Consider the following 20,581-nt stretch of genomic DNA (forward strand, 5'->3'; position numbering starts at 1 on the left):
ATCAATGTATAACCCTGCTACATTATATAGGAAAACTCAGGATAGACTATTCAGAAAAACTCAAGAAAGCTTCAAGTTTTTCTCACCCCATAACGAAATAGGCAGGACCATTTTTCACTCTCGGCGAAGAACTTGAAACTAACCGCATTGCATGTTCGTGCCTTGAATAAAAACTCTTTAGCTTAAGAAGTTGGGCTTACAAAAATTCATGAGTTTTTTTGTAAATACTGAGCAGTTAGATATTTCGTAATCGATAAATTCTCGAACATAGTTTGGATTATTTAGTGCTTAATGGCTTGAATTTTATAGCTCGTTTTGCTATGCTTTTTCAAAAATATCACACCAGTCACGATTAGTCGAGATAGTTAGAGTCAGGAAGAGCTATGACGCAAAAAGAACCATTGTTCCTCAATATTTACCAGGCGGCTGCTTTCCTTGGGGTGAATCCAAATACAATCAAGCGCTGGACACGCGAGAAGAAATTAGCAGGCAAACAGGTCGGGACACAAGGGGGTTGGCTCTTTAGCAAAGAGGCATTACTTCAGACTGTGAAAGATGAGCATCTTCCTATTAAGAACCCCCATACTCATAACACTAATGGCGATTCAAAATTAAAATCTACGCTTGATTTCCTCAGTGGTGGTGGGGAAATGGGCGAGCTCATACGCACTAAGGATTGGTCAAAAACATCGCTTGGCCCTGCCGAAAATTGGCCGCAAAGTTTAAAAACAATTGTGCGCATCATGCTAACTTCTCGTCAGCCTATCTGGATTGGCTGGGGTCCAGATCTGATCATGCTCTATAATGACCCCTATAAATCGATTGTTGGGGGAAAACACCCTACTGCATTGGGTCAACCTACATCTGTAGTATGGCAGGAAATATGGGATTCTATCGAGCCACGCTTGCAGCGTGCAATGAGGGACAATGAGGGTACATACGATGAGGGCCTGCTCTTAATTATGGAGCGCCATGGTTATCAAGAAGAAACGTATTATACTTTCTCTTACAGTCCTGTACCAGCAGATGATGGAGGAGTGGGGGAATTATTTGTGCCAATACAGATGATACACAACACATTATTGAGGAAAGACAACTCAACTTACTGCATACCCTTGCGTCGTCCGCGGTTGAAGCACGCACCATTGAAGATGCCTGCCATCTATGCGCAGCCAGTCTGGAACAGAATCCCTATGATTTCCCATTCGCTATGGTTTATTTGATAGATCAGGAGAAACAAGTAGCAACTCTGGCCGGCACCTCAGGCATTAAAACAGATCATCCAGTAGCTCCTGAAACTGTGGCGCTGACCGAGCACTCCTTCTGGCCTTTCAATGAAGTAATTAAAGCACGCCAGACTCAGTTGGTAACCAGATTGGATCGTCCATTTCACGATTTACCAACAGGTGCCTGGCACAAAGCTCCTTACAAGGCCGCATTGTTACCAATGATATCATCTGGGCAAACAGGACAAACAAGTATTTTAATCGTTGGTTTGAATCCTTTTCGTGCCTTTGATGAAGAATATCAGCGCTTCCTTAGCCTTGTAGCAGGTCAGATCACAGCTAGTATCACAAATGTACAGGCATATGAAGAAGAGCGCAAACGAGCTGAGGCATTGGCAGAGATAGATCGTGCTAAAACTCTCTTTTTCAGTAATATCTCTCATGAGTTTCGCACTCCCCTCACATTGATGCTTGGCCCTATTGAAGAATTGTTATCAACACGCCAACATTTATTGCCAGAACAATATGAAAATACTACTATTCTTCATCAGAATGCATTGCGCTTGCTAAAGCTTGTTAATACGCTCCTGGATTTTTCTCGTATAGAAGCGGGCAGAATGCAAGCCGTCTATACACCCACAGACCTTGCTACGATGACCATTGATCTGGTTAGTAATTTCCGCTCGGCTATTGAAAAAGCAGGCGTGCAATTAGTAGTAAATTGTCCCCCGCTTTCTTCTCCTGTCTATGTAGATCAGGGAATGTGGGAAAAAATTGTCATGAATCTCCTCTCCAATGCGTTCAAATATACGTTGCATGGTTGTATTACCGTAACCCTCCAACCACAAGGGACAAATGTGGTGTTCTCTGTTCAAGATACTGGGGTCGGCATTCCTGAGTCGGAACTCCCACATATGTTTGAACGCTTCCATCGTGTCACTGGAGTTGAGGGTCGCACATATGAGGGTACCGGCATTGGCTTATCCCTTGTATATGAGCTAGTCAAATTACACGAAGGAACTATCGAAGTTACCAGTACCCTGGGTGTTGGAAGTACCTTCACTATCTCCCTTCCATTCCACACCCACCAGGCAACACGAGCTTCCCATGCAAATGTACAAAAAGCTACTTCTAGTCCACTTAGTACTACTTTGTATAAAAATGAGCTAACCAGCTTAATTCCTGGATATGAGCAACACTTTGAGTATATATCGGAAGAACAAGAGAGCATTCCTACCAGTTCACCAGCCATCTCTGAGGTCCAGCCAGGCGCTAAAGGAGAAATAATATCATCACGTATCTTGTTCGTTGATGATAATGCGGATATGCGAGCTTATGTCAGTAGATTACTACGCGCGACTCATGATGTGCTGACCGTTCCGAATGGCAAAGCCGCACTTGAAGTCGTCAAACAATATCATCCTGATCTAGTGTTGACGGATATTATGATGCCGGGCATGAATGGCTTTGAATTGCTTGAAGCACTTCGCTCTATGAAAGAGACAAGAAATACACCAGTCATCTTACTTTCCGCCCGAGCCGGGGAAGAGGCGCAGGTCGAGGGCATACAGGCAGGTGCTGACGATTATCTCATTAAACCGTTCAGCGCCCAGGAGCTATTGGCGCGTGTGAATACCCACCTGAAATTAGCCCGCATGCGCAAAGAAACCGAGGTGGCAATACAAACAGAGCAGGAACAGCTCTATGATTTATTCTGGCAAGCACCCGCTGCGATTGCGGTAGTCGAAGGTCAGGATCATACCTTCGCCCTTGCTAATCCTTCGTATCAAAATTTATTTGATCGCACCCAGGAAGAGCTAGTAGGAAAAAGTTTCCGCAGGGTTTTCCCAGAAGTGAGCGGGCAAGGAATATATGAAATTTTCGATAATGTCTTTGAGTCAGGTGAAACCTTCACCGCAGATGAGTTTCCAGTCATTTTTAATAAAGCTGACAATGAACAGCGATATTTTAACTTCGTTGTGCATCCTATCAAAGAAACTCGCAAGACTCAGGCTCGTATGCTCATTCTTGTTACTGAAGTCACTGAACAGGTTCTCACACGCCAATATATCAAGGAAAGTGAAGCACGCTTTCGAACCCTCGCTGATAACATTCCTAACCTTGTCTGGATGGCTACTCCTGACGGCTGGCGGTATTGGTATAATTCTCGCTGGTATGATTATACGGGCAAAACATTTGAAGAGTTAAAGGGCTGGGGCTGGCAAGATACTCATCATCCCAGACAAGTTGAACAAATTGTAAATAAGATGAATCGATCCCTCCAAACAGGTGAGCCGTGGGAAGATACATTTACGCTACGCAAATATGATGGCACCTATTCCTGGTTTCTGGCGCGTGCTATCCCTATCAGGAACGAGCAGGGGGAGATTATCCATTGGTTTGGCACCAATACTGATATTACCGCTCTGAAGGAGGCAGAAGAAGAAACGCAAAAGTTGACGGCCATCCTTGAGGCAACGACAGACTTTGTTGCGACCGCTACGCTAGAAGGTAAATTACAGTACATCAATCAGGCGGGGAAAAATTTGGTTGGAGAGTCGGAAGCTCCATTGGAATCTATATATACCGCTTATCATCCCCTCTGGGCAGCACAGATTGTTCAGGAAAAAGGTATACCAACGGCCCTCCAACACGGCATATGGACAGGTGAAACAGCTTTGTGCCATAAAAATGGTGTAGAGATCCCAGTTTCACAGGTGATATTAGCACATAAAAATGATCAGGGAACCGTATCATACCTCTCTACTATCGCTCGCGATATTACTGAACAAAAACAACTGCAGCAGAAAAAGGATGACTTTATCGGGATCGTTAGCCATGAATTAAAAACTCCTGTTACCAGTGTCAAAGCCTATGCGCAGTTACTAGAGCGCCAGTTCCGCAAAGCCGGCGATACTCGCTCTTCAAGCTTACTTGTTAAGATGGATGCACAATTAACCAAGCTAACAACATTGATTGGAGATCTATTAGATGTTACAAAGCTAGAGAGCGGTCAATTGCAATTGCATCCCTCCTCGTTTGATTACAATACCCTGGTCAAGGAGATTATAGAAGAAATACAACGCACAACGACCAAGGTCCTTCAGTTGGAACTGGCGGAATCCGTGGTCCTTTGTGCTGATCGAGATCGTATTGGTCAGGTCCTCACCAATCTGCTGACAAATGCCATTAAATACTCTCCAAAAGCAGAAAAGGTATTGGTGCGCACAGAAATAAAAGGTGCATGTATCAGTACCTCTGTGCAAGATTTTGGCATCGGCATTCCTCAAGAAAAGCTACAACATATCTTCCAACGCTTCTTCAGGGTTGAAGGCGATACTCAATCAACATATCCAGGCCTGGGGTTGGGACTATATATTTCTGCCGAATTTGTAAAACGACATCATGGTTCAATCTATGTGGAAAGCGAGTCAGGCAAAGGATCTATATTCACATTTTCGTTACCATTAGACCAACAAGATGTAACCGCATAAGAGTGAAAGAAGCATACTATGACTCAGCAAAAGAAAAAAATTTTCATCGCCGATGATGATGCAGCAATCCTCGATGCTCTGACACTTTTTCTAGAAGATGTAGGATATGAGGTAGAAAGCACAAAAGATGGCGCTACTATAGGAACCTTCCCTCATGGCTATCCCGACCTTTTACTTCTGGATATTCGTCTGTCCGGTTGGAATGGGCAAGATGTATGCCGGCATTTAAAGAGTCAGGAGGAAACAAAAAAACTACCTATTATCCTCATCTCAGCTAATCGAGAAACAGAACATATCGCCTGCGAAGCAGGTGCTGATGATTTTTTAGCTAAGCCTTTTGACCTGGATGATCTGCTAGCAAAAATCGAGCAACATATAATATAGGCCGCATCCACGAAGAAACCGAAGGAACCTATAAAAAATTATGGCATGTAAATATTAAAGACCAGGACCCTATTGAGTCCTGGTCTTTCTTCAAAAGTTAGTGCCATTGCCATTCGACAATTTCTTGCGGATCTGATCCGTGAGCCTGTATATAGTTTCGGTGTTCGGTGAGACGATATTCGTAATGGCTGACACGCTCGTTCACACGTGCGGCTACACGAGGATTGTGGGCCGCCGCTTGACGAATAGCCTGTATAACAAGGTGATAACGACTGGTTCCGTTGCGCACATTCATATCAAATGGGGTCGTTGTCGTTCCTTCTTCACGATAACCGTTGATAATCAAGCGGTCAATATTGTGACGGCCAAACAACAGTTGCTTGACAGCCGATGGATAACCATGGAAATTGATGATCACGGGACGGTCTTTGGTGAAAAGCGCCTCAAACATGTCTTGATTCAAACCATGTGGATGGTCAGATTCATTCTCCAGGATAAACAGATCTGTGACGTTGACGACCCGCACCCTCAGCTCAGGCAGTTCGTCGCGTAAAATTTGTGCTGCGGCTAATACTTCCAGGGTCAGGTTGTCACCAATACCTACAAGTACGACATCTGGATCAACACCGTCATCTGTACTAGCCCATGACCAGATTGATGCGCCAGCGCGGCAATGTGCGATAGCTTCATCCATCGAAAGCCATTGCGGCATGCGCTGCTTGTTTGCAATGATGAGATTCACCTTTCCTTTGCTTTGGAGGCAGTGATCCATCGTGCTAACAAGACAGTTCGCATCAGGTGGAAGATAAACCCGAGACACTAAAGCTTTTTTGTTAAGCACAGAGTTGATGAAACCAGGATTCTGATGGGAAAATCCATTGTGCTCCTGTCTCCATAATGTAGAGGTTTCCAGGTAGTTGAGTGAAGGAACGGGAAGGCGCCAGGGGAATTCACTAGAAATTTTAAGGAATTTCGAGAACTGGTCCATCATCGATACGATAATATTTAAAAATGCTTCATAGGTTGGGAAAAGGCCATGCCGTCCGGTGAGAATATAACCCTGTAACCAGGCCTGACAATCATGTTCACTAAGTACCTCGATCACTTGTCCACCCTGCGCTGCAACCTTTTCATTATGCGGAGGAACCGGCCACTCATATTCGCGCGGCTTAACATCTAACACTGCACCCAGTTTGTTTGATTGCAATTCATCCGGGCTAAAAATGCGGAAAAGCTGGGGATTTTGACGAATTACATCCCGCAGGTAGAGCGCTACCTGTTCCATGCTGCTGACATTCGTGCCTCCACGGCGTGTCGGCATACCACGGTCCTCTTGAACAGCATAGTTTGTAATATCTGGCAGTTCCAGGTCACGGGTAATCTTTCCACCATAAGTATGTGGATTCTTCCCCATACGCCGATCCCCAACCGGGCATTGCTCTAAGATCTCAGTTTTAGGTCGCCCCTCCTCGGTAATAAGCTCTTCAAGGTGATATGAGCGTAGCCATTGCTCTAGCAAGGCTAGATGTGCAGGGTTCGTCTTTGGATCTTCAATTGGCACCTGGTGAGAACGATAAGAGCCAACGATTGGTTGACCATCTAATTCTTTGATTGCAGTCATCCCTTTAGGCGTTCGCATGATGATAAGCGGCCAATAGGGTTTCACTATTGGATTTCCCTCACGTGCTGCTTGCTGAATGGTTCGGATTTCCTGGTATGCCCAATCCAGTGCACCATACATTTGAGCATCCAGATCATCATGCTCTCCACCTTCGACAATCTGTATCTGATATCCATACCCGGTAAAGAGATTGGTGAGCTCCTCATCACTCATGGTACCATAGATGGTTGGGTTAGAGATTTTATAACCATTGAGATGAAGTATTGGCAATACTGCGCCTGATTCGGCTGGATTAAGAAACTTGTAGCTATGCCAGGCTGTAGCGGTGGGGCCTGTCTCTGCTTCGCCATCTCCCACAATACAGGCCACCACAACGTCTGGATTATCCATGGCCGCGCCAAAGGCTGTCGCTAATGCATATCCAAGCTCTCCCCCTTCGTGAATCGTGCCCGGTACGCCAGGATAGAGGTGACTGGGAAAACCACCAGGCCAGGAGAAATTGCGTATAAAAGTATGTATTCCCTGTTTATCAAAAGTAAGCTCGGGGTAGAAGTCATGGAGCGATCCTTCAAGATAGAGGTTGGCAAGATTCGCTGGTGCTCCATGTCCTGGCCCTGTCACTAAAAACATGTCTATATCATATTGTAGAATAAGACGATTTAAATGCGCATATACAAGGTTGATTCCCGGGCTCGTCCCCCAGTGTCCAAGCAAACGATCTTTTATATGCTCAGGTTTCAAGGGCTCTTCCAACAGAACATTATCTCTCAAAAAGATTTGTGCTGCGGCCAGGTAATTAGTAAAGCGTCGATAACGAGCAATCGCATCTAATGTATCAGCATGCTGCGCACGAATATCCGCTGCGGCAATCGGCTCTCGCGCAGAGGTGCTATAAGTCAACTGTTTTGCCATAGCCACGACTTCTCCTTTTTATTAGAACGAAATTTCCGTCTCTCCTTTAGGCCTATCCTTGTTTTTCTTTTCTTATCAAATCGTCTCAGGCCCGGATGTCTACCATCGAGATGTTTACTATAAAGAGGAACACCCTCTCAGTCTGTATACGGAAATACATCAACAAATGTAAACATCTCACCTTAAAGCACACTAAACATCCGCTTACTTTTACCTTTTCTGACTATATTCTTAATTTTTAGTACTATAGTCGGCATATCTATGCAAAAGCTATGGGGGATGGCATCTTGTAGGCGCTACTGTGCAGCAAATGATTAATGAGAATAGCCGCCAGCGCACCACCTGCTGTCAAGATCCAGGCCGATGGAGGAAGGATGACGAGATTGAGAAGCCTGCGCAATGATGGGATAGCAAATGCTGCTAACAATACACCTAGTGAACCGCCAACGGCGCCAAGCACGGGACGCGTCAGGTGTCCTTCTGAACGACCGGCCATCAAGGTCTGTGCAAGTTGTGTGGAGACGATGCTAGCAAAGGCCACAGAGCGAGCCTGGGGCAAAGAACCCCTGCCAAGCGTGATAAAGTAAGCGGCAAGTGATGGAAGCGCGGTGGCCAGCCCACGGCGCAAAACCTCTTTGCGCAAGGAGGTATCCAGCGCCGCTGTACCTTCGCGCCGGAGTTGCACTAGATTGCGGTGCTCTGGTTGCTGTAAAATGACGGCCAGCGCAGGCAAAATATCGGTAATCGCATTTACTGCCAGAATCTGCCCTACTGTTAAAGGGGTATTGGCTCCAAGTAGGCTGGCTCCCACCACCAGACCCAGTTCACCCATATTTCCACCTAATAATAGCCCAAGCGAGCGACGCATATTGCGCCAGAAACTACGACCTTCGACACATCCTTTAACTAACGTTGAGAAATCGTCATCAGCAAGGACTACATCGGCTGTTTGTCGGGCCACTTCCGTTCCACTTTTCCCCATCGCTATACCAATATCCGCCAGACGCAAGGCGGGAGCGTCATTGACACCATCTCCAGTCATAGCCACTGTATGGCCTTGTCGGTGTAGACTCTCAATGATCCGTAATTTATCGAGGGGCGTGGCTCTCGCAATCACAACGGCGTTTTTTAGCAGATGATCGAGATCACCGTTCTGTAGATCCCCAATTGCGGCTGCGTTCAAGACTTCTTCATTGCCATTGAGCAAGCCAGCCTCCTGTGCGATCGCGCGGGCAGTTACAGGATGATCTCCAGTAATCATGACCACCCTTACTCCTGCCTCCTGGCAATGTCTCACTGCTTCATAGACAGTGGGGCGCAGAGGATCATTAATGCCTACAAAACCAAGGGCAGTTAGATGCTGGGGATCATCGAGAGGTATATCTTTCTTTCCTTCGGCCACCATTAACACCCTTAACCCTCGTTTTGCCAGTTGGCGCGATCGCTCCAAAAGCATTGCTCGTCTGGCCTCATCCAATGGCTTTTCTACCCCACCTTGTAGTAAAGAATGACAACGAGAGATCAGCGTTTCAGGTGCTCCTTTTATACAGAGCTTTCCCTGGGCAATGGTGACGTAAAAAGAACGTATCGGATCAAAGGACAGTTCTGCCTGGTGCTTGAAATGCACCTGTTCGCTCAATCCGGCCTCTATGGCTCCTTGAACCACTGCGACATCAGTAGCATGTGCATAGGCGCCCTGTGCATCGGGATGTGGACTTGCCAGTGCGGCGGTGAGTAGGACGCGAGACAAAGCTTCAGGCAAGCCCTGCGCTAGCGTGGCCTCCTGATCAACATCAGCCACAACGCTTAGTTGCAAGTGCCCTTTGGTCATTGTTCCTGTTTTATCTGTGCAGATAACATCTACACGACCGAGCGCCTCGACTGAGGAGAGTCGTCGTACGATCGCGTTGCTTTTAGCCAGGCGGCGCGCTACCCCGGTCTCCCCTACTCTAGAAAGTAGTGGTAATCCTTCAGGTACACCTGCAAGAGCGACGGTCGCTCCTATGGACAGAATAGTTGTGAATGGCTGCCCCCAAAGTAGCCCGGCCGCGACAACCAGCGCGCCACCGGCCGCAGATATTGGTAAGAAGAGGCTCAGGATACGACTCAGCCGTACGCCCAATGGATTGGGTTGCTCATTTTCTTCCGTGAGCGCGAGTCGGGTTGCGCCCATTCTCGTTTGCCCCTCAACCGCAACTACCACAGCACGCGCGGTACCAGTTGTCACATTACTCCCATCCAGCACAATACGTTCGGCGTCACTTCCTCCTATCGCCATTTTGCTGACAGGTAACGACTCTCCGGTAAGCGCCGCCTCATCTACCTCCAGACCCTGTGAGTCAATTACCCGCGCATCAGCCACGATGCGATCGCCAGCTGCCAGCAGCAGAATATCACCTGGTACAATTTCTGTGGATGGTAACATTTTTTCCTGCTTGTCGCGTAAAACACGCGCATGTGATACCCCTATTTTTCGTAATGTCTCAGCAACCTGGTTGCCTTTGTGTTCTTGCCAGACACCAATGATGGTGTTGGCCGCAATGGTTGCTCCAATGATAACGACATCTCCGATTGAGCCGAACATGAGTGAAAGAGTCGCTCCTGCTGCGAGAATACCAGTCAGGGGTGAATGTAACTGTTCCAGTACTGCCGTCCTCAGAACATTGCGTTGCTCAAGTTCCGGCGCTTTGTGCCGGCGTTGCTGTGCCTGCTTATTGGTCAGTCCTTGCCTGCTCGTATTCAGTATGCGGAGTACATCATCCACGCTTTGCCTTCCCCAGCGCTCTGGTTGTGGATCAACCAGGCGAGCAATGGTTGAGCGTGTACGTTTGCCACCTCGCAATCGAAACCACCCATCAGCCAGCGCGGCCAGCGAGGTAATATAGACAATACGTGAGGCAATCCTGACCTCGGGAATCCCTCTAATACCCCAGATGATACCGCCAAGCGCGGAAACAATTGAGAGACCAACGGCATCGCGCGCGGCAGCATCATGCCTTGCCCCGGCATCAATGATCGCGGCTACAGCAGTAAGGTCAGGAGCCAGCAGGTCCGCACGTGCAAGAAAACGACTGCGGTCAGCGGTCAGGCCAATCGCCAGGTCACAGGCGGCAAAACCTGCCATCGCTCCCACATTATCCGATACAAATGCGACTAGCTCGCCCCTTTTTTGCCGCTCGGCAATGATTTTGAGGGCTGAGTCGCTTTCAATCAAGGCAATATGCGCTCGCTGCGCCAGTCCTCGCAATGCCAGCTCATCACCCTGGGAAAGTAATGCCAATTCGACACCAGCACGCTGACAGGTCTCAACCAATGTTGCGACCTCAGTTGCAAGACGTGGGCGTAACGCGAAAATAGCCAGCGGCTTCTCTTCATGTTCTCGGTGAAGGACCAGTACATAGTTACCCCTCTGACGCAGATACCCAGCCTCTGGCAGAGCTTCCCAGTTATCTATCGGTCCAAGTGTGTAGCGTACACCGTCCGAGGAAGCAGTTGCTACCTTGCCATCAAAACTGCCATTGGTCGCCTGAGTAATACTACTCGTACCGAAGATATTTCCCCACGGCGAACCTGCGGCAAGAGCGATGCCTGCAGCATGCATTAATACTTCGGTGGCATCCATATCATCACTTAAGGGTAATGCATTGGTGAGCTCAAGCTTTTCAGTCAGCAAGCGAGCATTATCCAACAACACCAGATTGGGGAGACGGATGGTCCTGGCAAGACGAGTGCCAACAATAGTAACTCCTGCACGTAGTACGCGCGCATTTGCATGTAGGTTTGCACTATCCATACCAATGGAAGCAGGACGAGGATTGACAAGCAATAATGCTGTGAATGCCTGCCCAAATGAACCGGTGAGCAGACCCGTCAGGGCAGCATAGCCCAACGAGAGAGGGCTCTGTATACGTTGATACTGATCATAGAGGGTGGGGGCAACAGGTTCAGGGCGAGGCTGTGGTATAAAACGCTCAAAAGATGTTCCACCTCTTAGTTGCACAACAAATGGTCCACCATAGAGGCGAGCACCCGGGGGTATTATCGCACCCGGGTAGATAGGTAGTGGCATACCATCCAGGCCGGTAGCCGTTCCTGTTCCCTCATGAATGTTTGCGCTCAGAGGCACTCGCTCACCACTCCCCAGGCGGATAATCGCATCTGATTGAGCCGAAGGTGCTTGCTCCACGCGCTTCTCATGAGAGAGCCAGGCTGCACGCCGTGCTTGTACCTCAGTAAATAAACGGAGCGCTTCGGCACCAGCAACAGCCAGGCCAAGGGGGTTGCTAGAAAGGGTTAGTAGAACGATACCAGGCATAGTAAAGAGCAGATCAGCTATAGAACGTCCAAATACATGGCGCAGTCCAGTGCGAACAGGTGGGAATCCCTGGAGAAGGCCAATAGCCCCCGCAGCATAAGCAGCGGTTTCCGCCCCAGGCAGGGGCTCTTCATGTCTGGTAATTCGGCGAGTTGCTAAAAAAACCAGGCCGAGGACCGTTCCCAATATGCGTGTGGTACTCTGAATCAAGGGACTGGGATCAAGTGGATAAGCAGGGCGATCTTCGCCAGGTAGATCAGGTAACTCTATTCCAGCTACATCAGAAATCAGTTCGTCCAGTTCTGTCTCGTGCGCTGAGAACTCTACCAATACGCGGCCAGTTAAGGGATTAGCGTGTGCACTTACGCCGGGTCGCTTTTCCAGCCGCTCGACCACACGCTTTGCCAGATGAGGGTCCCTATCCAGGCCACGCACCGCGATGCGTACACGCACTGTTTTACCCTGTTTTTCACGTACAACTGGTGGCAACTCAGGCTCAGTTGGATGGTTATTGATCAGTTCTAGGTCGAGCGTTTGTATTTTGTGTAGAATGGCCTGTTCATTAAGAATGGTGGGATCAATAAGACAAGAATATTTCCTGTAACTGGATTGGCCTGAATACGCTGTATCCCTTGGACCTGATGTAGTTGCATCTCGATATAACGTTTTCCCTGGCCAGACCATCCTGGCACGTGTACACGTATACGCCCTGTTGTAGCATGCACGACACAAGGTTCCGTAACAACCATTTCCGCTTCACTCATGACGATTGCCCACCCTTCTTTTGTAAAGAGATCAGACTCACCTGAAGAGGGATTTCTCTCCTTCTTCTCTTCTAAATAGACATCGTCAAAACCATAAAACAGGCAAGCGTCATATTATTGAATTTTGTTTATCAGGGCAGAAAATGAGCTTAAGCAGAGCCTTTCGAATATCGGTGGCTGAAACACCCTCTTATACTTGCTTACCTTTGTCTTTCCACGTGTAATGGAGATCTTGAGCTTCTACATACATATCTTCCACATCTTCCCGCAAGCGCGCCATTGTCTTCTTCATTTGCACACTGCTCTCTCTGCTCAACTGCCCTAGACGCTCCATCAACTCCTCTGCCTTTTCCATCGCGGGACGATCCAGACCTGGCTTCTGCTCTGCCGTTGTTTGAGATCCCCATTAGCCGATCCTGGCTCCGGCATGTCCATCTGATTCGCTTCCTCCCTAAGCGTCTGCGCGGCCTGGCGAAAACGCAGCCTGGTCAGGCTCATCAGAGTACCTAGCTGTCCGCCAACACGGGTGAGCATCTGTTCAGCACGCGCAGACGCTGATAGAATAGCATCTCTTTCCTCGGGCTGTGTCATGCTGATTGCTCTCCCATATTTTCCGTTTTTGTAGCGGCTTTCCACTGTGCGGCAGTCATCGTTTCAGGATTAATATTCATCTCTGGATTGGTAGTCTCCTGTGCGGTTGGTGCTGCTGCTTCCTCCGTTTGCTTCATCCCCTGGCGAACGCCTTTAGCAAAGGCAGTAAGCACATCACCAGTGGTAAGGATGCCAGCCATACCATAAACCATGCCTTTGCGCATGACTTTCCGAGCACGGGGCGAGAAAATCGCTGCTGTTACTGCTGCAGTGACTGCTATTTCAGCTTCCATAAAATCTTCTAGTTCCATATCATTACTCTTTCCTTTTATATAGCTGGTGGCCAGGGAACCTTTTCGCTAAAGGTAAGCCCCTACCGGATGCGTAGCTTATTCATTTCTGCTCAGGGAGTACGGCTGGCTTTCCTGGTATTTAGCGCTCTGCTAGAGCTATCAACCTATCTTATGGGAATAGTATATCAGAGAGCACAAATATCCTTTCCTATCAGGGCGTCGTATAACACTCCCAGTAGAAGGCCTAAAAAGCCTTGCCAGGCGGTACTAATGTACCTTCAACCTATAATAATTTTTATTTGCCATGCAATCACTCGGATAATTTTATCTGTATTGTCAAATTAACATAGCTTTAAAATATTCTTAACAATTGGAGAGTAAAATGGCGAATGAACCAGGCAGGCAGTATAGTGAAGACTACGTTATTGTATCGGGTGATCAATAACACATGTCTTGAGTAGGCAAAAAGGAGATATTTCATGCTTTGGAGTATAATTTCAAAGATCTTAATCGATACACTTATTGATCTTCTCGCAGGTCTATTTATAAAGCTGGCAATGGCTGCATTCTCTGCTATTCTTAATACAATTAGCATGAATATTCAGCCTTCTCACGTTAATCTTGCTCATTAAGCAAAGCATATAACCCACTATTATGCCTTCGACTATCATCCAATAAAGCCACTCGTCATTACTCACCTCGTTAACGGGTAAAAAACCTATCTCGATTGCACCTTCAATGGTGTATCTTTTTTTGCTATCTATTCGTGTGGACATTATCAAATTTAGTCATTCGTGGTATCACTTCATTTTTTGTGTATGGCTCACTTAAAAGAAAAGAGAAGGATTATGCAAGTCAGTCTATTGGAATATCTTGACTGGTTGTTTATTCCAATGAAAGGAAAAGCATAATATGGAACCCGAGGATTATCTGGAACCTGAAATTGCAGTCACTGCCGTGGTAGCTGCGGCTCTCTTCTCACCACGCGCTCGTAAATTCATTCGCCAGGGCCTCGTTTATGGAACAGCCGGTGCGTTGATAGCAGGCGATGCAATTACTTCTTTCGCTCACAGTGTAAGCCGAAGTTTTGAGCAGACCAGAATGGCAGATAAGGAACAACCTATATCGCAGCCAGAGGTATCCACTGAAGGTTTAGGAGGGTAATGCTTGATGAGCCATGTACCAGAAACACAGCCAGAACAAACAGCAGCTGTAAGATCCGAGCATATGCTTGCTCATATAGGAGAAAATATCGGTTCTTTTGCCGCCCACTCTAGTCAGCGCCTTCAGCATTTCACCAGGCGTATCAGCAACAAACGCGTTTCTCAGATAGATAAATCGCAGACACCACAAGAGCCTGCCATTATATCTGCTGAAACATCTCCAGAAACACAACAACCACCATTAGAAAAAGCCGAAGCTACGCTTGATACCATGCAAGAGCGAATCGCTCTTGTCACAACTGTTGCTGAACTGCAATTTCGCCATACGGTAGCACGTATCCGTGAAGGGGCTGAAGATATGCTGGCAGAAGCGCAGCATATCCGTCATGACGTTCACTCGGGTGAGCGTAACCGTCCAGTAAGTCATAAAGGCCCACCAACACAATAAAGTCTAAAATATAAACATCCATGATTTATCTTGTAGGGATAGATCATGGATGTCGAACTGCAATGGCAATAAGCGCAAATAAACCGATGGCTAGCAGCAGAATCGCAATCACCATGGTCCATATCCTGGGTGCTTTGTACATAAAACCGTGCTGCGCAAGACGCTTCAGGGTCAACCCATACTGAATGATAGCTCCCAGCAAACCCAATATTCCAAGCGCAATAAAGCTAATTGAAAATATAAGTACGCTATGCAACGGGTCCGATAGCTTTCGTAACTCAGCATTTTGAAGAACGTGAAAAGCTTCACCGATAGTAAATCCAAAGCCGATTAGTGAAAGGGATGTGCGAATCCATGCCATCAGCGTTCGGTCCGCGGCATCCTGCGTGCGCTCCCGCGCCAACTCAGTCGAGAGGTCTGTACCAGCCTGCTTCTCATACATCTCTACCTCCTGATGATCGCCTCGCTAGGAATCGCAACGTAACAAGCATTGCTTGCGCTATTGCACAACTATAATGCAGAATTCAAAGCAACTGTTTAACCGATCGCTCCCGCTTCTCTTTCATTTATAGCTTAATCGTTTTAACAATTAATATCACGCATGCATACTAATTTAGTAGACAACATGCAACGCTGACACTATATTATGCGGCGCCATCCACTTTCCAGACTATCGCGGTCTTGTCATTGGAGGCTGAAGTTAGATAGCGACCATCGGCTGACCAGGATAAATCATAGATAGTACCACGATGCCCCCCGGTTTTCCCAAAGGACAGGGTGGGTTGTTGCAGACCAGTTTTGGTCTGTTTGGGATGGGGATCTTGTAAATCCCAGACATATATCTGCGGACTGCTGATATAGCTACCTGCCACATAGCGACCATTTGGAGACCAGGCCAGGGCCCCCATCTGAGGATATACATGCGTCCCAACCGCCACATCCAGAATGACCGTTTTATGCGCAGCAGGATCATCGGTGCCAAGTTGATAAAGTATTTTTTTCTGTTGCAGGTCGTAGATTACAACGCTATCGAGATTCGTCGTCACAAATTGATCAGGCGTATGAGGTGCTCCTTTGATCGAAGGAATAGGCACATTTACCTGTAAAGGATCTTTGGTACCAGGAAGATACCTGGCACGATCCGGCAAACTGATAACTTGTGGCTCCGCATTCTTACCATCTCTGACAACCCAGGCGAACACATTAAACTGTAGGGTGATGCCACTACCTGCATTCAAACTGATTACATGGCTTCCATCATTCGTCCAACCCAGAGCAACTGGATTAAAACCTACTTGTGAATCTGGCACTTTCCAACTCGTCTGCAAAGATACATTTTTATCGTCTACCTGCCATACACCAATAAAGGTTCCCTCTAAATTTACATTCGTATAAAGTGTCGCCATAGTTTTATCCGTAGGAGACCAGGATAACTGGCTATTATCTATTGGCGTCGCCTTGTTAATTTCGCTCTTGGGAAAATCTGGTTTAGCATTGGCTGTAAAAACATCAATAAGAGCTATTTCAGGATCAATTTCAGTCCCAGTTGGCACGGATAACACTGCCAACTGCTGTCCATCCGGCGACCAATCTAGATGATTGGGAGGAAAATCATTTCCTCTCCATTCACCAAAAGCCCAATCCACACCTGGTACAGTTATAGACTGGGTTGCTGCTTTAGATTTCAGGGTATCGATATTCCAAAGCAAAATACGAGCATCATCCCCACCAGTGACCAGGTAATATTCCTTAGGGCTCCAACGTACATTCTTTACCGGCTCGGTGTGGCCCATCAGCTTGAATAAGGGCTGTCCAGCAATTAGCTCTTTTGGTCCAGTAACTTTTTCTTGTTTGTTCAGCACGTTTGAGAGAATATAGCTCCCCTCAAGCACCAGAGCCAGGGCCGCAATCCCGCCTATCAAGAAGGCACGTCTCTTCACGGTGCCAGCGGGTTTTTCTGGCGCCGTCACCTGACCCTCCTGCGTATCTGAAGATGGAGTGCGCTCGCCAATTTGGGTTGGGGACACATTCGATGCAGGTGTAAGGGTAGTCATGGCACCCAGGCGCGTTGCGCCTGGCTGAGTCGGCTGACTGGCAATCTTGCGCTTACTCCAGGGGGCAAGCAGGGTCGCCTCAGGATCGACACCGGCTGGCAGCATACGACTCAAGTTGCTGTGTCTCCAACCTTGCTCCAATTCTGACACAAAAGTCTGACAGGAGGAGGGACGATCCTCTGGTCGTTTAGCAATACCTTGTAAGAGAGTACGCTCCATCGACTCGGGCAAGTTGGGATTAAACTGGCGCGGTGCGGGTGGATCTTTTTGAATGTGCATGAGCAAAATTTCAAAGGCATCTGCATGCTGAAAAGGAAAATGACCCGTCAACAACTGATAGGCAGTAATAGCCAGACTATATAGATCACTGGCAGGCTCGGCCTTCTTCTGAATCTGTTCTGGGGCCATATACTGGGGAGTGCCAGCGCCAGCGTTTGTACGACTCCGATAGGTATTGGTTGATAGCAACTTGGAGATGCCAAAATCTGTCAGGAAGAGCCAGTTCTCTTGTAAAAGCATATTGGCTGGCTTGATATCACGATGAAGGATATGCTTGCTATGCGCATAATCGATGGCCAGAGCAGCCTGCCGCAAATAATTCAGACTCTCTTCAACAGGAAGCAGTTGTTGACCCGCTCGCACTAGCCGATCACGTAACGAGCCACCTTCCACCAGTTGCATAATCAGATACGTTAAAACCTCATCATCACGTATCATCTCACCAAAGTCATGTACTGGCAAAATATTTGGATGCTCCAGTCCACCTGCCATCCGCGCCTCGTCAGCGAATGCTTTGAGATACTCTTGTTCATTGGCTAACACAGGTGGTAATAGTTTAACCGCTACATGGCGATGTAACTCCGTATCTTCAGCACGCCAGACCTCGCCCATACCACCTCGTCCCAATAACGCAAGCAAGCGATAGCGCCCAAGCATTTTTCCCGGTCCGGTAATAGCAGAATGTAACACCATCCTTAGCACCTCATAATTTCCAGATCAAAATGGATGAAAGTTGATCATTAAAGCCAGCCGCAAGCCATTTTCCATCTGGCGACCAGGCCAACTGCTGCACCGATGCTTGAATGCCACTCGTCTTGAGCTTTAATGGCGCTGCCGCTGACAGAGAGCCACCAGTAAGCTTCCAAATGTAGATGTCACCCGCACTGGTGCCAGCAGCTACCATCTGCGAACTACTGGCCAGGCAATTATATGTTCCGCTACTGGCATTCCCGCCAGGAACCGTTGGTAGATTTATTTCAGAAGATAATGGAACAGTCTTTTGTAGAGATGATGAAAAAGCATTTTGGCGGGAAATAAGACCCAGACTCCATTTATTAGTGTTGCTGTCCCCATACAGCGCCAGGATATTTTGTCCATCAGGCGTCCAGGCCATACATTGCATATTCATCGGTACACTGATATGTGCACTGGCTTGCCACTGCGTCTGCTCAGAAACCATGACCTGGCCTAAAACAATTTGCTTACCAAATTGTACAGCTAGAAGAGAGCTACCTTTAGTGGGATCAGCAAGCAGCAGATTAGGTACATTGAGCTGAAATAGATTTCCATTTTCAAGCGCTAATTTCCACTGCTGTTGTGGCTGGACCGGATCAATTACATATAATTTATAGCTCCCATTATTACGGTTCTTCTGATCTACTTCTATAGAGAGACCTGTAAGATAATTACTCCGTAACCAGGCAGCCCCAAAGAAATTCTGTGCCTGGGGTACTTCAAATGGCCTGGGCCCACGTAAATCGGCCCCATAAGTGGTAATCTGCGTGCTTTTATTTTGTATAATTGCTGTATTGAAAATGGCTATCTGCCGTTCATCTGGTGACATTGTGGGATAAAGAGGGCTTAAACCGAATTGCTTACCAACCAGTTGTTTGCTGTAGAAAGGCTGACCATAGGGTCTGGTGGGATGTTGCTGTAGACCCGCAATGTCCCACCACAAAGTCATAGCATCCAGGCCACCTGAGAGTAGAGAATGATTATCATGAGACCATAGCAGGGAATGAACTGCTTGATTGTGTCCGGTGAGCACTAATACAGGCTGATCGGTACCACTCTGGTCAGGAAGAGCAGAGATGGATTTGATGGGGGACAGTTTCAACGGCGCAGGTGGAAGATGGGTGACATATTCCCAGATATCCAATCCAGCTCCAGCTACCACGGCAGCCGCAACGGTACCACCCAATCCCCATAGCAGGTTCCGGCGCGTGAGACGCTGGCGCCTCCGTTGCTCATCTTCCTGGTTCGCTGCGGTGACGGTATTACTTTCCCGAAAATCCAGGGCGGGCAGATCACGGATAGTAGATAAGACGGTGGGCTGAAAGGCAACATCGGTGAGCGTCTGTTTCAATTGAGCAACAAAATCAACGGCCAGGGCAGGCCGCAGTTTAGGACCTTTTTCTAGTCCTTGCAACAAAATTCGCTCAAAGGCCGGTGGAAGGGCGGGATTGAATTGGCGAGGTGGCGCCGGTGGCTGAAGCTGGTGCTGCATCATAGTTGCAATAGCTGTCTCACCCTGAAAAGGTAATCGGCCCGTGCTCAGCTGATAAATAATGATGGCCAGGCTATAGTTATCACTGGTAATAGTTGCCTGACCAAACGCCTGCTCCGGCGCCATATATTCTGGCGTTCCAACGGCAACGCTTCCCTGCGCCTGTTGATCTGTATTATCTAATATTCGAGCAATACCAAAATCGGCCAGCAACAACCAGTTGCCATCCCGCAATAACATATTGGCAGGCTTAATATCGCGGTGAATCAGATGTCTTTTATGGATATAATCAATCGCCTGTGCACCCTGCTCCAATAACGATAGCATCTCAAGTAGAGGAGGTAACGACTGCTTCTGTTCATAGTATGCAATGCGATCCGCAAAGGTTCCACCATGAATATAAGGCATTACAATATATGTCACCACCGTTCCGTCTGGCAACGCTTGCTTCCCGTAATCATGAACCGACAAAATATGGGGATGACTCAAAGAAGCCGCTGCTTCGGCCTCGCGCTCAAAATGCTTTACAAACTCCTGATCGCCTTGATTATGGGTTGGCAGGGTCTTAATCGCAACTTGACGATGTAAGCGTGGGTCCTCACACAACCAGACATCCCCCATTCCACCTCGTCCCAACCGGCATAAGATCCGATAGCGCCCTAACATATCTAAGGACGAAGCCGACGCACTACCTGTTTGCTGAGATAATTGCTGCTCTTGTTTCATTCCACATGCTTTCTTTACATGCACTAGCAGGCGTATTCGATGGATAATTATAAAATTACTATCAGAAACATCAATTTCATCACA

14 protein-coding genes are annotated in these 20,581 nt (G+C 47.6%); 5 read left to right on the forward strand and 9 right to left on the reverse strand.

Features of this window, described 5'->3' with window-relative positions; translation table 11 throughout:
- Window positions 1–383: 383 nt before the first annotated feature.
- Genes EL645_RS00400 through EL645_RS00410 form a run of 3 tightly spaced genes read left to right on the forward strand, consistent with a single transcriptional unit; the run spans window position 384 to window position 5,104 of the window.
- A complete protein-coding gene (locus EL645_RS00400) occupies window positions 384–1,223 on the forward strand; it encodes a helix-turn-helix domain-containing protein (protein ID WP_126548213.1) in 840 nt (279 codons plus the stop codon).
- Window positions 1,178–4,720, forward strand: coding sequence for an ATP-binding protein (locus tag EL645_RS00405; RefSeq protein ID WP_371865707.1), 3,543 nt, complete (start codon window positions 1,178–1,180; stop codon window positions 4,718–4,720). The genes EL645_RS00400 and EL645_RS00405 overlap by 46 nt, the downstream gene beginning before the upstream one ends.
- An 18-nt stretch (window positions 4,721–4,738) precedes the next feature.
- Window positions 4,739–5,104 carry a response regulator gene (locus EL645_RS00410; RefSeq protein ID WP_126548215.1) on the forward strand — a complete coding sequence of 122 codons (366 nt, stop codon included), beginning with the start codon at window positions 4,739–4,741 and terminating at the stop codon, window positions 5,102–5,104.
- Window positions 5,105–5,201: 97 nt separating this feature from the next.
- Here EL645_RS00410 and EL645_RS00415 read toward each other — a convergent pair whose 3' ends face one another.
- The 6 genes from EL645_RS00415 to EL645_RS00430 all read right to left on the reverse strand — a co-directional run bounded on the left by EL645_RS00415 (window position 5,202) and on the right by EL645_RS00430 (window position 13,618).
- Window positions 5,202–7,637: a phosphoketolase family protein gene (locus EL645_RS00415; protein WP_126548216.1), complete on the reverse strand. Its 2,436-nt coding sequence runs from the start codon at window positions 7,635–7,637 to the stop codon at window positions 5,202–5,204.
- A gap of 259 nt (window positions 7,638–7,896) precedes the next feature.
- Window positions 7,897–12,441, reverse strand: a complete 4,545-nt coding sequence (locus tag EL645_RS00420) for an HAD-IC family P-type ATPase (RefSeq protein WP_161976991.1) — start codon at window positions 12,439–12,441, stop codon at window positions 7,897–7,899.
- Window positions 12,442–12,473: 32 nt separating this feature from the next.
- Window positions 12,474–12,716 (reverse strand): HMA2 domain-containing protein, encoded by a 243-nt coding sequence (locus tag EL645_RS38960; protein WP_161976992.1) that lies wholly within the window; start codon window positions 12,714–12,716, stop codon window positions 12,474–12,476.
- A 190-nt stretch (window positions 12,717–12,906) separates the two neighbouring features.
- Complete coding sequence (locus EL645_RS38965) at window positions 12,907–13,071, reverse strand: hypothetical protein (protein ID WP_161976993.1); 165 nt, start codon at window positions 13,069–13,071, stop codon at window positions 12,907–12,909.
- On the reverse strand, window positions 13,050–13,307 hold the full coding sequence (locus tag EL645_RS00425; RefSeq protein ID WP_126548218.1) for a hypothetical protein: 258 nt from the start codon (window positions 13,305–13,307) through the stop codon (window positions 13,050–13,052). Before EL645_RS00425 ends, EL645_RS38965 begins: the two co-directional genes overlap by 22 nt.
- Window positions 13,304–13,618: a hypothetical protein gene (locus EL645_RS00430; protein ID WP_126548219.1), complete on the reverse strand. Its 315-nt coding sequence runs from the start codon at window positions 13,616–13,618 to the stop codon at window positions 13,304–13,306. Before EL645_RS00430 ends, EL645_RS00425 begins: the two co-directional genes overlap by 4 nt.
- An 894-nt stretch (window positions 13,619–14,512) precedes the next feature.
- On the opposite strand from EL645_RS00430, the gene EL645_RS39915 reads away from it, so the two are divergent.
- Both EL645_RS39915 and EL645_RS00440 read left to right on the forward strand, forming a co-directional pair.
- Window positions 14,513–14,764, forward strand: coding sequence for a hypothetical protein (locus EL645_RS39915; protein WP_126548220.1), 252 nt, complete (start codon window positions 14,513–14,515; stop codon window positions 14,762–14,764).
- A 6-nt stretch (window positions 14,765–14,770) separates the two neighbouring features.
- On the forward strand, window positions 14,771–15,211 hold the full coding sequence (locus tag EL645_RS00440) for a hypothetical protein (protein WP_126548221.1): 441 nt from the start codon (window positions 14,771–14,773) through the stop codon (window positions 15,209–15,211).
- Window positions 15,212–15,254: 43 nt separating this feature from the next.
- On the opposite strand, the gene EL645_RS00445 is transcribed toward EL645_RS00440, so the two are convergent.
- The 3 genes from EL645_RS00445 to EL645_RS00455 form a co-directional block, all read right to left on the reverse strand.
- On the reverse strand, window positions 15,255–15,653 hold the full coding sequence (locus EL645_RS00445; protein ID WP_126548222.1) for a YidH family protein: 399 nt from the start codon (window positions 15,651–15,653) through the stop codon (window positions 15,255–15,257).
- A 202-nt stretch (window positions 15,654–15,855) separates the two neighbouring features.
- Window positions 15,856–18,237: a serine/threonine-protein kinase gene (locus tag EL645_RS00450; protein ID WP_126548223.1), complete on the reverse strand. Its 2,382-nt coding sequence runs from the start codon at window positions 18,235–18,237 to the stop codon at window positions 15,856–15,858.
- Between the two features lie 10 nt (window positions 18,238–18,247).
- A complete protein-coding gene (locus tag EL645_RS00455; protein WP_126548224.1) occupies window positions 18,248–20,497 on the reverse strand; it encodes a serine/threonine-protein kinase in 2,250 nt (749 codons plus the stop codon).
- Window positions 20,498–20,581: the final 84 nt, after the last annotated feature.

This window comes from Dictyobacter kobayashii (genome assembly GCF_003967555.1).
In the GTDB taxonomy this organism is placed as follows: domain Bacteria; phylum Chloroflexota; class Ktedonobacteria; order Ktedonobacterales; family Ktedonobacteraceae; genus Dictyobacter; species Dictyobacter kobayashii.

Excerpts from the sequence above, each read along its gene's own strand:
- EL645_RS00455 (WP_126548224.1), bottom strand. The coding sequence starts at position 20,497 with ATGAAACAAGAGCAGCAATTATCTCAGCAAACAGGTAGTGCGTCGGCT.
- EL645_RS00445 (WP_126548222.1), bottom strand. The coding sequence starts at position 15,653 with ATGTATGAGAAGCAGGCTGGTACAGACCTCTCGACTGAGTTGGCGCGG.
- EL645_RS00430 (WP_126548219.1), bottom strand. The coding sequence starts at position 13,618 with ATGGAACTAGAAGATTTTATGGAAGCTGAAATAGCAGTCACTGCAGCA.
- EL645_RS00410 (WP_126548215.1), top strand. The coding sequence starts at position 4,739 with ATGACTCAGCAAAAGAAAAAAATTTTCATCGCCGATGATGATGCAGCA.
- EL645_RS38960 (WP_161976992.1), bottom strand. The coding sequence starts at position 12,716 with ATGAGTGAAGCGGAAATGGTTGTTACGGAACCTTGTGTCGTGCATGCT.
- EL645_RS00415 (WP_126548216.1), bottom strand. The coding sequence starts at position 7,637 with ATGGCAAAACAGTTGACTTATAGCACCTCTGCGCGAGAGCCGATTGCC.
- EL645_RS00440 (WP_126548221.1), top strand. The coding sequence starts at position 14,771 with ATGAGCCATGTACCAGAAACACAGCCAGAACAAACAGCAGCTGTAAGA.
- EL645_RS00450 (WP_126548223.1), bottom strand. The coding sequence starts at position 18,237 with ATGGTGTTACATTCTGCTATTACCGGACCGGGAAAAATGCTTGGGCGC.
- EL645_RS38965 (WP_161976993.1), bottom strand. The coding sequence starts at position 13,071 with ATGGAAAAGGCAGAGGAGTTGATGGAGCGTCTAGGGCAGTTGAGCAGA.
- EL645_RS00425 (WP_126548218.1), bottom strand. The coding sequence starts at position 13,307 with ATGACACAGCCCGAGGAAAGAGATGCTATTCTATCAGCGTCTGCGCGT.
- EL645_RS00400 (WP_126548213.1), top strand. The coding sequence starts at position 384 with ATGACGCAAAAAGAACCATTGTTCCTCAATATTTACCAGGCGGCTGCT.
- EL645_RS39915 (WP_126548220.1), top strand. The coding sequence starts at position 14,513 with ATGGAACCCGAGGATTATCTGGAACCTGAAATTGCAGTCACTGCCGTG.